The organism is Roseateles sp., from assembly GCF_965229315.1.
Taxonomy (GTDB): Bacteria; Pseudomonadota; Gammaproteobacteria; order Burkholderiales; family Burkholderiaceae_C; genus Pelomonas.
Genome location: NZ_CBDDJA010000002.1, coordinates 2,126,021 through 2,140,591 on the forward strand (window position 1 = coordinate 2,126,021; position 14,571 = coordinate 2,140,591).

The following is a 14,571-nucleotide window of genomic DNA, read 5'->3' on the forward strand; positions in this document are numbered from 1 at the left end:
GCAGGATAGGGCCTGAGTCGAGTTTCGAATCAAAAACACAACGGCATCAAGCATATACGCTGAAATGCTCACGCGATACCTCATGTGTCGCGTGGTTTCAATATCGAGACCGGGGTGAACCCTAGGTCAAAGCGTAAAAGACCGTAAGCGAACTCAACGCTCGAGCAGGATGCGCAACATGCGGCGCAGCGGCTCCGCAGCACCCCACAGCAACTGGTCGCCGATGGTGAACGCGCCGAGGTATTCGGGGCCCATGGCCAGCTTGCGCAGGCGGCCCACGGGGATGGTCATCGTGCCGGTGACGGCGACCGGCGTCAGATCGCGAATGGTCGCCTCGCGGGTATTCGGCACGACCTTCACCCAGGCGTTGTCGGCGGCGATCATGGCCTCGATGTCGGCCAGCGGCACGTCCTTCTTCAGCTTGAAGGTCAGTGCCTGGCTGTGGCAGCGCATCGCACCGACACGCACGCAGAAGCCATCGACGGGGATGGCGCCGCTGCCGAGGATCTTGTTGGTCTCGGCCATGCCCTTCCACTCTTCCTTGGACATCCCATTGCCGAGATCCTTGTCGATCCAAGGGATCAGCGAGCCGCCCAGCGGCACGCCGAAGTTGGCGGTCTCATCAGCGGAGAGCGAGCGCTGCTTGGCGATGACCTGGCGGTCGATCTCCAGGATGGCGCTCTTGGGGTCGTCCAGCAGCGGCCTGACCGCGGCGTTCAGCGTGCCGTACTGCGTCAGCAGTTCGCGCATGTGCTGGGCGCCGCCGCCGGAAGCGGCCTGGTAGGTCTGCGTGGACATCCATTCCACGAGGCCGGCCTTGTACAGCGCGCCCACGCCCATCAGCATGCAGCTGACGGTGCAGTTGCCGCCTATCCAGTTCTTGCCACCGCTGGCCAGCGCCTGGTCGATGACCGGGCGGTTGACCGGATCCAGCACGATGACGGCGTCGTCGGCCATGCGCAGCGTCGAGGCGGCGTCGATCCAGTGGCCGGCCCAGCCCGCGGCGCGCAGCTTGGGGTAGACCTCGGTCGTGTAGTCGCCGCCCTGGGCCGTGATGATGATGTCGCAGCGCTTGAGCTGGGCGATGTCGAACGCGTTCTGCAGCTTCGTCTCGCTCTTCGCCTGTAGGGGCGCATTGCCGCCGGCGTTGGACGTCGAGAAGAACAGCGGCTCGATCAGGTCGAAATCGCGCTCGGCGGTCATGCGCTCCATCAGGACCGAACCCACCATGCCGCGCCAGCCTACGAGGCCTACCAAGGTCGTCATCATCATTCCTTCAGTTCACCAAACCCCATCCACTTCGGGCCCCGGCTCGTTCGCCGGGTTTGGAGGGGCGAGACGAGACGGAGCTTTAGCTCTTGATGGTTTTCGTGGTCGTGATGGCTTTGGCGACAGCGTCGCCCATCTCGCGGGTCGTGACCTTCGAGGTGCCTTCACTCCAGATGTCGGCGGTGCGCAAGCCCTGCGCCAGCACCGACTGCACGGCCTGCTCGATACGAGCGGCAGCGTCGGCGTGGTTGAGGGAGAACTTGAGCATCATGGCAGCGGACAGGATTGTAGCCAGCGGGTTCGCGATGCCCTGGCCCGCGATGTCCGGCGCACTGCCGTGCGACGGTTCGTACAGGCCTTTGTTGTTCGCGTCCAACGAGGCAGACGGCAGCATGCCGATGGAGCCGGTCAGCATCGCGGCCTCATCCGAGAGGATGTCGCCGAACATGTTGCCGGTCACGACCACGTCGAACTTCTTCGGCGCCTTGACGAGCTGCATGGCGGCGTTGTCCACGTACATGTGGTCCAGCTCGACGTCGGGGTACTGGGCATGCACCTGGGTGACGATGTCCTTCCAGAACTGCGAGGTCTCCAGCACGTTGGCCTTGTCGACGCTGGTCAGGCGCTTGCTGCGCTTTTGCGCGGCCTGGAAGGCGACGTGGGCGATGCGCTCGATCTCGGGGCGCGAGTAGCGCATCGTGTCGAACGCTTCATCGGTCCCGGGGAAGTGGCCATCCACCGCTGTGCGGCGACCGCGCGGCTGGCCGAAGTAGATGTCGCCCGTCAGCTCGCGGATGATGAGGATGTCCAGGCCGGCGACCAGCTCGGGCTTGAGCGACGATGCGTGCGTCAGCTGCTCGTAGCAGACGGCCGGACGGAAGTTGGCAAACAGGCCCAGCGCCTTGCGCAGGCCCAGGATGGCCTGTTCCGGCCGCAGCGCGCGCTCCAGCTTGTCGTACTTCCAGTCGCCCACGGCACCGAACAGCACGGCGTCGGCATCCTGCGCCAGCTTCAGCGTGGCGGGAGGCAACGGGTGGCCGCTGGTCTCGTAGGCCTTGCCGCCCACATCGGCCCAGTCGAGTTGCAAGGGCAGGTCCAGCGCGCCCAGCACCTTGACCGCTTCGGCCATGATCTCCGGACCGATACCGTCGCCCGGCAGTACTGCAATCTTCTTCATCAAATCACTCGGTTGTTCAGCCAGGGCTTGGCGGCGATGCGCTGGGCCTCGTAGGCGCGGATCTTGTCGGTGTGCTGCAGCGTCAGGCCGATCTCGTCGAGGCCGCCGATCAGGCACTCCTTGCGGAAGGGCTCGATGTCGAACGGGATCTCGGCGCCATCGGGCTTGACGACGACCTGGCGCGGCAGGTCGACGACGAGCTGGTAGCCCGTGAAGGCCTTGACCTCGTCGAACAGCTGGTTCATCGCCGACGCCGGCAGCGCAATGGGCAGCAGGCCGTTCTTGAAGCAGTTGTTGAAGAAGATGTCGGCGAAGCTCGGTGCCAGGATGGCGCGGAAGCCGTACTGCTGCAGCGCCCAGGGCGCGTGCTCGCGGCTGGAGCCGCAGCCGAAATTGCTGCGCGCGATCAGCACGCTGGCGCCTTGATAGCGCGGCTGGTTCAGCACGAAGTCGGGGTTGGGCTTGCGGCTGGCCGGGTCCTGGCCGGGCTCGCCATGGTCCAGGTAGCGCCACTCGTCGAACAGGTTGGGGCCGAAGCCCGAGCGCTTGATCGACTTCAGGAACTGCTTGGGGATGATCGCGTCGGTGTCGACGTTGTCGCGGTCCATGGGCGCGACCAGGCCCTTGTGGAGGGTGAACTTGTCCATGTCAGGCCAGCGTCCTCACGTCAACGAAATGCCCGGTCATTGCCGCGGCGGCAGCCATCGCCGGGCTGACGAGATGGGTTCGCCCACCCGCACCCTGGCGGCCTTCGAAGTTGCGGTTGCTGGTGGAGGCGCAGCGCTCGCCCGGCTCCAGCCGGTCGGCGTTCATCGCCAGGCACATGGAGCAGCCCGGCTCGCGCCACTCGAAACCGGCGGCCTTGAAGACCTGGTCCAGCCCTTCGGCCTCGGCCTGCGCCTTCACGAGGCCGGAGCCCGGCACGACGAGGGCCAGCTTGATGTTCTTGGCCACGCGGCCGCCGACGCGGCGCACGACGCTTGCGGCCTCGCGCATGTCCTCGATGCGGCTGTTGGTGCAGGAGCCGATGAAGACCTTGTCGACGTGGATGTCGCCGATGGCCTTGTTGGGCTCCAGCGCCATGTAGGTCAGCGCGCGCTCGATGGCGCCGCGCTTGACGGCGTCGCGCTCCTTGTCCGGGTCGGGCACGCGGTCGTCGATGGCCAGCACCATCTCGGGCGACGTGCCCCAGGTGACCTGCGGACGGATCTGCGCGGCGTCCAGCTCGACGACCTTGTCGAAATGGGCGCCGGGGTCGGAATGCAGCGTGCGCCAGTAGGCGACGGCCTGCTCCCACTCCACGCCCTGCGGCGAGAACGGGCGGCCCTTGACGTAGGCGATGGTCGTGTCGTCCACGCCGATGAGGCCGGCACGGGCGCCGGCCTCGATGGCCATGTTGCAGACCGTCATGCGGCCTTCCATGGAGAGGGCCCGGATGGCCGAGCCGGCGAACTCGATGGTGTAGCCGTTGCCGCCCGCCGTGCCGATCTTGCCGATGATGGCCAGCACGACGTCCTTGGCGCCGCAGCCCTTGGGGAGTTGCCCTTCGACCTTGACGAGCAGGTTCCGTGCCTTCTTGGCTGACAGCGTCTGGGTCGCGAGCACATGCTCGACCTCGCTGGTGCCGATGCCGTGCGCCAGCGCGCCGAAGGCGCCGTGCGTGGAGGTGTGGCTGTCGCCGCAGACGACGGTCATGCCCGGCAGCGTCGCGCCCTGCTCCGGGCCGATGACGTGCACGATGCCCTGGCGCTTGTCGTTCATCTTGAACTGCGTGATGCCGACGCGGTCGCAGTTGGCGTCCAGCGTGTCGACCTGCAGCTTGGAGATCGGGTCCGAGATGCCGTGGCTGCGGTCGGTCGTCGGCACGTTGTGGTCACTGACGGCGAGATTCGCACTCAGGCGCCAGACCTTGCGGCCGGCCAGGTCGAGGCCTTCGAAGGCCTGCGGGCTGGTCACCTCGTGCACGAGGTGGCGGTCGATGTAGAGCAGCGCCGTGCCATCCGGCTCGGAGTGCACGACGTGCTCGTCCCAGAGCTTGTCGTAAAGCGTTCTTGAGGTCATTGCTTCTCTCGGGGAATCAGGGTGTCCACGAAACGTTGCACCACGGTGGGCAGGCGCTGCTGGCGCAGCACGCCCAGGACATAGTCGCGCTCGGCCCAAGGCTCTTCCAGCCGCAGGCAGCGCACGCCGAAGACGCGCGTGAAGCGCTCGGCCGGCTGCTCGGGCAGCACGGCCACGCCCAGGCCGGCTTCGACGAGCTGTGCGATGGCGTCGAAGCCGCGCACCTGCCAACGGGCGTTCAGCGTCTTGCCGCGCGCGGCGGCCTGTTCGCGCATCAGCTCCTGGGCGCTTGCGCCGGCGTGCAGGCCAATGAGGTCATAGGCCAGCAGGTCGTCGAAGGTGACTTCCTCGCGCTGCGCCAACGGATGCTTCAGCGGCACGAGTGCGGCGAGGCGCCCGTGCGCGAAGGTCCAGGTCTGCAGCCGGTTGTCCAGCAGCGGCGGCGAGAACACGCCGACGTCCGCGCGCCCTTCCGCCACCGCAGCCTGCGCCTCGGCGCTGGTCAGGTCTTCCAGGCTGATGCGGATCTGGCTGTGGGCCTGCGAAAAACCCACCAGATGCGGCGGCAGCGCCTCGGTGATGGCGCTGCTGTTGGCGGCGATGCGCAGATGCCCCTTGATGCCGCGCGAGAACTCCATGACCTCGGTTTCAAGGGCGTAGAGCGACGCGTGCAGCGAGCGGATGTGGCGCACCAGCGCGCGGCCGGCCTCGGTCGGCTCCACGCCCCGGGCGCGGCGCTCGAAGAGCTGCACGCCAAGGCGGCTTTCCAGGTCGGACAGGCGCTTGCTGGCCGCGGCCAGCGCCAGGTGCTCCTGGGCAGCGCCGCGCGTGATCGAGCGGGTCTGCTCGATGGCGAGCACGAGATTGAGGGTGGTGAGGTCGTGGCGCATGATGTTCGTCTGCCGTCAGCATAGCCTTCGCGGATCAGACAATTCTGCGCCAGAAAGCGACTTTGCTTTCGCCAATGACGAAATTCAACGCGGCGCGTTCACGTCCTTCAACAGGCCACGCAGCGCGTTGCGGCTGTGGGCGCCGAAATGGCCCAGCAGCTCGGCGATGGCCTGATGCAATTCGTCGCGCTGCCCCTGCAGATCGCGCGCCAGTTCAGGGCCGAGCGTGGCTTCGTTGGCTGCAAAGTCGAAATTGGGGTCAGAGACAAATTTCGCTGGCGCACCCACGACGACCGCCGCGTCCGTCGCCGGGCCGGCCGCAAAGGCTTCGGCGGCCACGACGGCGCGCACGTAGTTCGCGCTCCACGGCGGATAGCGCACATCACGTGCCGCGTCGCGCAGCGCCGTCTCCAGCGGGCCATCGCGGCGCTGGCGTGCGTTGTCGATGATCCAGCGCGTCTGGAACTGCTCCAGCACGAAATGCCGGTTGCTCTGCAGCACGACCAGCCCCTGCCGATCGGCCGGCGCGCCGAGCTGGGCCTTCAGGTTGACCCACATCATGTGGCCCAGCGTCGCACCCGGCGCGGCGCTGGCGTGGTAAGGCTGCGTCAGGTCCTCCACGTGGTGCAGCGCCAGGCCGGCGAAGCGCCAGCCCCAGTAGGCGTGGCCGGTCTGCCAGGCCAGGACCGCCAAACCGCCGTACTGCTGCACGCGCAGCTCGGTGAAGGTGCGCGCGAAGCTGGGCGCGAGCGTGTTGAAGATGGCGCCCTGGTGGAAGAAGCCCATGTGGAACGGCGCCTGCGAGCCGATGGCGACAGCCGGGTTGCCGAAGGGCTGGGGACCGAAGCCGTAACCCGGCTGGGGACTGCCGGCGTTGTCGTCGAACAGGTTGAGGTCGTGGCCGTAGTCGGGCTCGTCGCAGGCCGAAGCCAGCACGCCCAGCGCGGCGACGGTTTCGCCCGGCTGCAGCGCGACGAAACGCTGCGTGGCGCCCTTGCCGTTGGCGACGGCGCTCACCTCAGACGCATCCAGCGGCGGCCGCACGCTGTCGGGCTCGCGTGGGTCCACCTGGAGGTACAGCGCCAGCCTGGACTGCGGCGACAGCCGCAAGGCGCGCAGGAAGGCGGCGCGGCGCTCCGCATCGCTGCGCCGGGCGTCGGGCACGAAGCGCAGCGCGTCGGGTCGCGGCGCATGGCCTTTCAGGTGGCCGCGTGCCCATTGCTCCTGCGCCTCCAGCGCGCGGGCGATGGCGCCTTCCTGATCGCGCAGGAAGTCGACGAGCGGCTCCGCCCTCACCGGCGCGGCGTTCGCCACCTCCGGCATGCGCTCGAAGGCGCGGTAACACATGGGGGTGTGGTTGCCCCAGGCCAGCGCCAGGGCGGGAAGCAGCAAGGCTGGCAGGGCGATGAGGAGGCGCATCAGCTGGGGCGGCGTTGAACAGCCACGCATTCTGGCCCGCACGGAGCAAAGCCTTGCGACCGAACCCACGAAGCCGCTTGTGGCCGCCACGCCTCCCGGTGTGCGACGGGCTGGTCAGCCCCGGCGGCACGCGCAAGTTTTGCTGCGTGCAGGTTACGGGTGGGCAAGGTTTCGCAGAAGCGGTGATTCAGGAATCACCGCTTCGCAGCCAGCGAACCGCTTCGCGAAGCCGCAAGCCCGGCTTGCCACCGCCGGCCAGTGTGCGAGGATGGTCCATCTCCGCTGCCTGCCGGACCGATGCGACGACGACTCCTCACGGCTCGACTCGCCTTGCTCCCCACGACGCTGCTCCTCGCGTTCGCGACAGTGCCTGTGAGAGCCGGGAACTTCGTCATCGGCGTCGAGGACATCGACTACGCGCCCATCATGAGCACCGGGCCCGACGGCGAATTCCGTGGCTATGCGCGCGAGCTGCTGGACCTGTTCGGTCAGCGCCATGGCCACCGCTTCGACTACCGTCCCCTGCCGGCCAAGCGGCTGACGGCCGAGCATGCCGCGGGTCGCCTCGATGGTGTCTTCCCCGACAACCCGAACTGGGAGGGCGAGGCCAAGCGCGGCCTGGCGCTGACGTATTCACAACCGGCCGTGCCCTTCCAGGACGTGGTCCTGGTGCCGCGCGCGCGGCGCGATCAGCCGGTGCACGAACTGGGCGTCGTGCGGGGCTTCACGCCTAAGCGTTTCATGCCGCTGATCCAGTCCGGCGACCTGCACGTGACCGAGGCGGGCGACCCGTCGCGGCTGATCCGCATGGCGCTGGCCGGTCGCGTCGACGGCGTGCACGTCGCGCTGCCGGTCGCCCGCTACCAGCTCAAGCAACTGCGCCTGCCCGACGCCCTGGTGCCGTCCACGACGCTGCCGTCGGCGCCCTACGAGCATCACTACCGGCTGTCCAGCGCCAGGCACGCCGAGCTGGTCGTCCAGTTCGACCGCTTCCTGCGCGAGGAACAGGCCGCGCTGGCCACCCTGCAGCGCCGCTGGGGGCTGGGCGCAGGCTCCTAGCCCCGCCCCGTCGCCGCGATGACGCCGGGCGGCGCCTGCACGAGTTCGATCAGCACGCCCTCGCCGCCAAACGGGAACTGGTCGTTGCCCTTGGGATGCACGAAGCAGATGTCGTGGCCGGCGGCGCCTCGGCGGATGCCACCCGGTGCGAAGCGCAGGCCCTGCTGCTCCAGCCACTGCACGGCCGCGGGCAGGTCGTCCACCCACAGGCCGATGTGGTTCAGCGGCGTGGCGTGCACGGCCGGTTTCTTCTCGGGGTCGAGCGGCTGCATCAGGTCCACCTCCACGGCATGGGCGCCCTGCCCCAGCGTGCAGATGTCCTCGTCGACGTTCTCGCGCTCGCTCCTGAAGTGGCCGGTCACCGGCACGCCCAGCAGGTCCACCCACAGGTGGCGCAGCTTGCCCTTGTCCAAGCCGCCGATGGCGATCTGCTGCAGGCCGAGGACCTTGAAGGGACGCGTGGTGTTGTTCATGGTCGTCGTCACAGTTTGAGCCGCCCCCACAGCCAGCCGGTCTTGACGCCGGCCAGCGTGGCGATGGATTGTTGATGGATGTAGGGCAGCCGCCCACCCCAGCCGAAGAAGCGGTCGCGCAGCCAGGGCGCGACGACGGCGTGGGACTGGAACATCGGCGTCAGGCCCTTGCTGGCCTGGCCGTAGAAGCGCAGGTGCGCGCGGCGGCGGCGGGTGTAGCGGGCGAAGACGGCGCGCCAGTCCCCGCCGTCGGCCTCGGCCGCCAGTTCGTGCGCGTCGATCAATGCCATGTTGGCGCCCTGCCCCAGCTGCGGGCTCATGCCATGGGCGCAGTCGCCGATGGCCAGCACGCGGCCGTCGTGCCAGCGCGCCATCCACACGTCGGCATAGCGCGCCTCGCGCAGCTGCGCGGCCTCGTGCAGGCCGGCAAGCAGCGGCGCGACGCCGGGAAAGAGGTCGCACATCTGCCGCTTGAGCGCTGCCAGCGCGGTGCGGCCCGCCCAGCCCTCCAGCTCGGCGACCGGCAGGCTCCAGAACAGGTTGATGCCCTGCGCCGTGTCGCCCGCGGCGGCCTTGCCCACGGGCATCAGGCCCAGCATCTGCGACGCCGAACGGAAGCGCTGGCGCAGCTCGACTTGAGGAAAGCCCGCCGGCGCCGGCAGCACGGTCCACACGGCGCCCCACGCAAAGGGCCGCGCATGCTGGGCGACCTTCATGCGCTGCCGCAGCCGGGAAAAGCTGCCGTTGGCCAGGATCAGCGCGGCATGCCGGGCCGGCGCACGGCCGGCGACGCGCAGCGTCACACCGCCGGCATCCTGTTCGAAGTCCTCCACGGCTGCGCCGCAGTGCCAGGCGATGCCCAGCTCGCGCACGCGCTGCCACAGCAGGTCCATCAGCGCTCCGCGCTGGATGCCCAGGCCGTAGGCATCGGCGTGAAAGCGCCGGTAGCTCATGTCCAGCACGGCGCGCCCGCTGGGCGTGTCGCCGAACAGGCGGTCCACGCGCACACCCAGCGCCAGCGCCCCGTCCAGCAACCCCATGGCCGCCAGCACGCGCTGGCCGGTGGGCTGCAGCAGCAGGCCGGCACCAATCGGTCGCGGCTCGGGCACGGCTTCGTACAGGTCGACCGGCACGCCGCGCTCGGCCAGCCGGATGGCCGCCGCCGCGCCCGCCACACCCGCGCCGACGATGGCGACGGCGTCAGGCAAAGCGCAGGATGGGCTGGTCCACCGACAGGCTCTCGCCCGGCTTGGCCAGCACTTCGGCCACGGTCACGTCCTGCGTCGCGCTGAGGATGTTCTCCATCTTCATCGCCTCGATGACCGCCAGCCGCTCGCCGGCCTGCACGACCTGGCCCACCTGCGCCGCCAGGTGCACCAGCAGCCCGGGCATGGGCGACAGCAGCAGCTTGGACGTGTCGGGCGGGGCCTTGTACGGCATCAGCGCCTGCAACTCGGCCGCGCGCGGGCTCAGCACGGTCAACTCGACGGCGCGGCCGCCGTGCTGGATGCGGTAGGCCAAGGGGTTGCGCGCCGTGCCCCGCTCGGCCTGGGCCGTGAACGGGACGCCGTTGACCGTGCCGGTGATGCGCACGTCGTTCAGGCGCGAGCCGGAGACGATGCGGTAATCCTTGCCACCCACCTGCACGCGCGCCTCGCCCAGCGCACCGGCGAACTCGGAGATGTGCATGGCATGGCGTTCGGTCTGGCCACCGCCGAGGTTCACGACCGCGACGTAGTCATGCTCCACCTTCACCTCGTGGCCGCGCATCTGGCCGCTGATGCCGGCCTCGCGCTCGCGCGCCTTGCGGCGGATGAAGCCGGCCAGCGCGACGAGGAACAGCGGGTCGTCATGCGGCACGTCGTCGGACTTGAAGCCGCCGGCGTAATGCTGGGCGATGAAGCCGGTGTTGAAGTTGCCGGCCGCGAAGTCCGGGTGCGCCAGCAGCGCGGCCTGGAAAGGGATGTTGCTGGACACGCCGCGGATGACGAAGCCGTTGAGCGCCTCGCGCATCTTCGCGATCGCCTCCGTGCGGTCCTTGCCGTGCACGATGAGCTTGGCGATCATCGAGTCGTAGAACATCGGGATCTCGCCGCCCTCGTAGACGCCGGTGTCCACGCGCACGCCGAAGCGCTCGGGCTCGCCCTGCGCCATCGTCGTTTCCGGCGGCTGGTAGCGCACGAGGCGGCCGGTGCTGGGCAGGAAGTTGCGGAACGGGTCTTCCGCGTTGATGCGGCACTCGATGGCCCAGCCGTCGCGCTTGATCTGGTCCTGCGTGAACGACAGCGGCTCGCCGGCCGCGACGCGGATCATCTGCTCGACCAGGTCCAGCCCCGTGATGCACTCGGTGACCGGGTGTTCCACCTGCAGCCGCGTGTTCATCTCCAGGAAGTAGAAGCCCTGGTCCTTGCCGACGACGAACTCCACCGTGCCGGCGCTCTGGTAGTTGACGGCCTTGGCCAGCGCCACGGCCTGCTCGCCCATCGCGCGGCGCGTGGCCTCGCTGATGAAGGGCGACGGCGCCTCCTCGATGACCTTCTGGTGGCGGCGCTGGATGGAACACTCGCGCTCCCACAGGTAGACGACGTGGCCTTGCGCATCGCCCAGCACCTGGATCTCGATGTGGCGCGGCTCTTCGACGAACTTCTCGATGAAGACGCGGTCGTCGCCGAAGCTGTTGCGCGCCTCGTTGCGGCAGGACGTGAAGCCCTCGAAGGCCTCCTTGTCGTTGAAAGCCACGCGCAGGCCCTTGCCGCCGCCGCCGGCGCTGGCCTTGATCATGACCGGGTAGCCGATGCGCGCCGCGATGCCCACGGCTTCTTCGGCCGACAGGATGGGCTCGTTGTGGCCCGGGATGGTGTTGACACCGGCCGCGGTCGCCAGCTTCTTGGATGCGATCTTGTCGCCCATCGCGGCGATGCTCGCGTGCTTCGGGCCGATGAAGACCAGGCCTTCTTCCTCCACGCGGCGCGCGAAGTCCTCGTTCTCGCTGAGGAAGCCGTAGCCGGGGTGGATGGCCTGCGCGCCGGTCTGCCTGGCCGCGGCAATGATCTTGTCGGCCACCAGGTAGCTCTCTCGCGACGGCGCCGGGCCGAGCAGCACGGCTTCGTCGGCGAGGTCGACGTGGCGGGCATCCTTGTCGGCCTCGGAGTAGACGGCGACCGTCTTGATGCCCATCTTGCGGGCCGTTGCAATCACACGGCAGGCGATCTCGCCCCGGTTCGCAATGAGGATCTTGGTGAACATGGGAAGCCTCGTTATGTCGTTGTGCCGAGCAGCTTCTTGCGCTGCTCGGTGAAGTGCCACCACGGCTGGGCGGGCCCGCCGTTCATGAAGTCGTGCGCGGCCATGAAGGTGTCCAGCACGCAGGGGTCGTGGCGCTGGCCCATGGGGTCGCGCAACCGGTCATACGTTTCGTACGGGTCCATGGTCTTGACGTGCGCGGGCGTCGGCAACCCCAACCCCACGAGATCGGCGGCCATGGCCTTGCCGATGTTCGGGATGTCGGTGAGCGTGCGCGCTTCCGCGGCGCAGGTGGCCTTGCCCATCACGGCGCCTCGCCGTCGCGCAGCGGGTTGGGCAGGCCCAGCCGGTCACCGCAGTCGGTCTGCTCGCAAGCCAGCTGACCCAGCAGTTGCAGGTGCAGCCAGCCCGGCAGCACGGCGTCGGTGTCAGGCAGCCGGCCCAGCACACGCACGGCGATCACGCGGGCCCCGGGGGCCCACTGCGCCAGGCCGTCGCCCTCGATCAACGCACTGCCACCCTGGTAGCGATTGGCCGTGCCGCTCAGGCGCGCGCGCGTGGGGCTGATGACTTCGTCCAGCGAGGCGGTCGTCAGCACGACCTCGCCCTGGTAGCGAAACGGGTTGGTCGCCAGCACCGGCAGGCTCACCCAGACGGGTGCGCCGAACGGTTTGGCAAAGGCTTTCAGGCGCTGCACATTGGCTTGCCGCTGCGCGTCCCGCTCTTCGCGGGCCTGGCGCTGGCGCTGCTGGCTGGCGGCCTCGTTGCTGTATTGCTGGAAGTCCTTGCCGGGGTCCAGGAACATCGACGCCTCCGTGACGACACCCTTGGCGTTGCCGTAGCTGTCGGTCTCCAGCTCGGCCTGCGGCACCGCCCGCACGCGGACATGGGTGCGCTCGCCGCCGGGGCGGCCGCGTTCGCGCAAGCGGTCGTCGCCGCAGCGGCTCTTGAGCTTGTCCAGCGCCGAGCGCAGCAGTTGCTTGGCCACCTCGTCCTGCGCCAGCGCCGGGCCGTCGGCCTGCAGCACCCAGAGCGTGTCGGGCTTGCAGGGGTCGGCGAGGCGCGTCAGGTCGCCGGTGGCCTGCACCGCCAGCCGCGGGCTCATGCCTTGCAGCTGGGGCAGAGGGCCGAGATCGAACAACACGCTGTCCCTGGCCAGCGCGCGTGCACGCAAGCCGTCCGACGGCTCGGGCAGATAGACGCCCGCGCTGAACCGGCCGGCCCGTTCCTCGCGGTTCTGCGGTGACAGGCGCAGCGCCCAGATGGCGCGGCCCTGCCCTTGCGCCAGTCCGTCGCGGCAGGCGCCCTCGTAGCTGAACACGTAGTCATGGCTGGCCAGGTATTGCGGTGCCACGACGACGCAACCGCTGCTGGCGTCCCGGTGTTGAGCGGCCTGTGCGCTCGCGGCCAGCCCGGCCGCCAGCGCGATGCCGTACGTCCAGCGCCTCACAGCGGGATGTTGCCGTGCTTGCGCCACGGGTTCTCCAGCTTCTTGTCCTTCAACATCGACAGGCTGCGGCAGATGCGCTTGCGCGTCTCGTGCGGCTGGATGACGTCGTCGATGAAGCCGCGGCTGCCGGCGATGAAGGGGTTGGCGAAGCGGGCCTTGTACTCGGCCTCGCGGGCAGCCAGCTTGGCCGGGTCGCCCTTGTCCTCGCGGAAGATGATCTCCACCGCGCCCTTGGCGCCCATCACCGCGATCTCGGCATTGGGCCACGCAAAGTTGACGTCGCCGCGCAGGTGCTTGGAGGCCATCACGTCATACGCGCCACCGTAGGCCTTGCGCGTGATGACGGTGATCTTCGGGACCGTCGCCTCGGCGTAGGCGTACAGCAGCTTGGCCCCGTGCTTGATGATGCCGCCGTACTCCTGCGAGGTGCCGGGCATGAATCCGGGCACGTCAACGAAGGTGACGACCGGGATGTTGAACGCGTCGCAAAAGCGCACGAAGCGCGCGGCCTTGATGCTGCTCTTGATGTCCAGGCAGCCCGCCAAAACCAGCGGCTGGTTGGCGACGATGCCCACCGTCTGGCCTTCCATGCGCGCGAAGCCGGTGACGATGTTCTTCGCGTAGTCGGGCTGCAGTTCGAAGAAGTCGCCATCGTCCACGACCTTCAGGATCAGTTCCTTGATGTCGTACGGCTTGTTGGCGTTCTCGGGCACGAGCGTGTCCAGCGAGTAGTCCACGCGCGTAGCCGGGTCGCCGCTGGGACGGCACGGCGCCTTCTCGCGGTTGGACAGCGGCAGGTAGTTGAAGAACCGGCGCAGCATCAAGAGCGCCTCGACATCGTTCTCGAACGACAGGTCGGCCACGCCGCTGCGCGTGTTGTGCGTGGTGGCGCCGCCCAGCTCCTCGGCGGTCACCTCCTCGTGCGTCACGGTCTTCACCACTTCGGGGCCGGTGACGAACATGTAGCTGCTGTCCTTCACCATGAAGATGAAGTCGGTCATGGCCGGCGAGTACACGGCGCCGCCCGCGCAAGGGCCCATGATCATGCTGATCTGCGGCACGACGCCCGAGGCCATGACGTTGCGCTGGAACACGTCCGCGTAGCCGCCGAGGGACGCCACACCCTCCTGGATGCGCGCGCCGCCCGAGTCGTTCAGGCCGATGACCGGGGCGCCGACCTTCATCGCCTGGTCCATCACCTTGCAGATCTTCTCTGCATGCGCTTCGGACAGCGCGCCGCCGAAGACGGTGAAGTCCTGGCTGAACGCGAAGGCCAGGCGCCCGTTGATCATGCCGTAGCCGGTCACGACGCCGTCGCCGGGGACACGCAAGTCCTGCATGCCGAAGTCCACGCAGCGGTGCTCGACGAACATGTCCCATTCCTCGAAGCTGCCCTCATCGAACAGCAGCTCCAGCCGCTCGCGCGCGGTCAGCTTGCCCTTGGCGTGCTGGGCGGCGATGCGCTTCTCGCCACCGCCGAGCCGCGCGCGGGCGCGCTTGGCTTCGAGTGCTTGCAGGATGTCATGCATG

13 protein-coding genes are annotated in these 14,571 nt (G+C 68.6%); 1 reads left to right on the forward strand and 12 read right to left on the reverse strand.

Annotation, left to right across the window (positions count from 1 at the left end; genetic code table 11):
- Positions 1-153 precede the first annotated feature (153 nt).
- From asd to ACO07H_RS14700, 6 genes are all read right to left on the reverse strand, one after another.
- On the reverse strand, positions 154-1,266 hold the full coding sequence (gene asd, locus ACO07H_RS14675; RefSeq protein WP_422015368.1) for an aspartate-semialdehyde dehydrogenase: 1,113 nt from the start codon (positions 1,264-1,266) through the stop codon (positions 154-156).
- An 85-nt stretch (positions 1,267-1,351) separates the two neighbouring features.
- On the reverse strand, positions 1,352-2,446 hold the full coding sequence (gene leuB / locus ACO07H_RS14680; RefSeq protein ID WP_422015370.1) for a 3-isopropylmalate dehydrogenase: 1,095 nt from the start codon (positions 2,444-2,446) through the stop codon (positions 1,352-1,354).
- The gene (leuD, locus tag ACO07H_RS14685; RefSeq protein WP_422015372.1) at positions 2,446-3,093 is read right to left on the reverse strand and encodes a 3-isopropylmalate dehydratase small subunit; all 648 of its coding nucleotides are present in this window, start codon (positions 3,091-3,093) and stop codon (positions 2,446-2,448) included. The genes leuB and leuD overlap by 1 nt, the downstream gene beginning before the upstream one ends.
- A gap of 1 nt (position 3,094) precedes the next feature.
- Entirely contained in the window at positions 3,095-4,507 is a 1,413-nt protein-coding gene (gene leuC, locus ACO07H_RS14690) for a 3-isopropylmalate dehydratase large subunit (RefSeq protein ID WP_422015374.1), read from the reverse strand.
- Positions 4,504-5,397, reverse strand: a complete 894-nt coding sequence (locus tag ACO07H_RS14695; RefSeq protein ID WP_422015376.1) for a LysR family transcriptional regulator — start codon at positions 5,395-5,397, stop codon at positions 4,504-4,506. Before ACO07H_RS14695 ends, leuC begins: the two co-directional genes overlap by 4 nt.
- An 84-nt stretch (positions 5,398-5,481) precedes the next feature.
- Entirely contained in the window at positions 5,482-6,816 is a 1,335-nt protein-coding gene (locus ACO07H_RS14700) for a hypothetical protein (RefSeq protein ID WP_422015378.1), read from the reverse strand.
- 372 nt (positions 6,817-7,188) lie between these two features.
- Here ACO07H_RS14700 and ACO07H_RS14705 point away from each other — a divergent pair, with 372 nt between their 5' ends.
- A complete protein-coding gene (locus ACO07H_RS14705) occupies positions 7,189-7,875 on the forward strand; it encodes a substrate-binding periplasmic protein (protein WP_422015380.1) in 687 nt (228 codons plus the stop codon).
- Here the strand turns inward: ACO07H_RS14705 and ACO07H_RS14710 are convergent.
- From ACO07H_RS14710 to ACO07H_RS14735, 6 genes are read right to left on the reverse strand one after another with little or no spacing between them, the layout of a single operon-like run.
- Positions 7,872-8,348 (reverse strand): VOC family protein, encoded by a 477-nt coding sequence (locus ACO07H_RS14710; RefSeq protein ID WP_422015382.1) that lies wholly within the window; start codon positions 8,346-8,348, stop codon positions 7,872-7,874. The two genes, ACO07H_RS14705 and ACO07H_RS14710, sit on opposite strands and share 4 nt — an antisense overlap.
- An 8-nt stretch (positions 8,349-8,356) precedes the next feature.
- Entirely contained in the window at positions 8,357-9,556 is a 1,200-nt protein-coding gene (locus ACO07H_RS14715; RefSeq protein ID WP_422015384.1) for an FAD-dependent oxidoreductase, read from the reverse strand.
- On the reverse strand, positions 9,549-11,594 hold the full coding sequence (locus ACO07H_RS14720; protein ID WP_422015386.1) for an acetyl-CoA carboxylase biotin carboxylase subunit: 2,046 nt from the start codon (positions 11,592-11,594) through the stop codon (positions 9,549-9,551). Before ACO07H_RS14720 ends, ACO07H_RS14715 begins: the two co-directional genes overlap by 8 nt.
- An 11-nt stretch (positions 11,595-11,605) precedes the next feature.
- On the reverse strand, positions 11,606-11,896 hold the full coding sequence (locus tag ACO07H_RS14725) for a helix-hairpin-helix domain-containing protein (protein WP_422015388.1): 291 nt from the start codon (positions 11,894-11,896) through the stop codon (positions 11,606-11,608).
- Positions 11,896-13,041: a hypothetical protein gene (locus tag ACO07H_RS14730; RefSeq protein WP_422015390.1), complete on the reverse strand. Its 1,146-nt coding sequence runs from the start codon at positions 13,039-13,041 to the stop codon at positions 11,896-11,898. The genes ACO07H_RS14725 and ACO07H_RS14730 overlap by 1 nt, the downstream gene beginning before the upstream one ends.
- A complete protein-coding gene (locus tag ACO07H_RS14735; protein WP_422015392.1) occupies positions 13,038-14,570 on the reverse strand; it encodes an acyl-CoA carboxylase subunit beta in 1,533 nt (510 codons plus the stop codon). The genes ACO07H_RS14730 and ACO07H_RS14735 overlap by 4 nt, the downstream gene beginning before the upstream one ends.
- Position 14,571 lies beyond the last annotated feature (1 nt).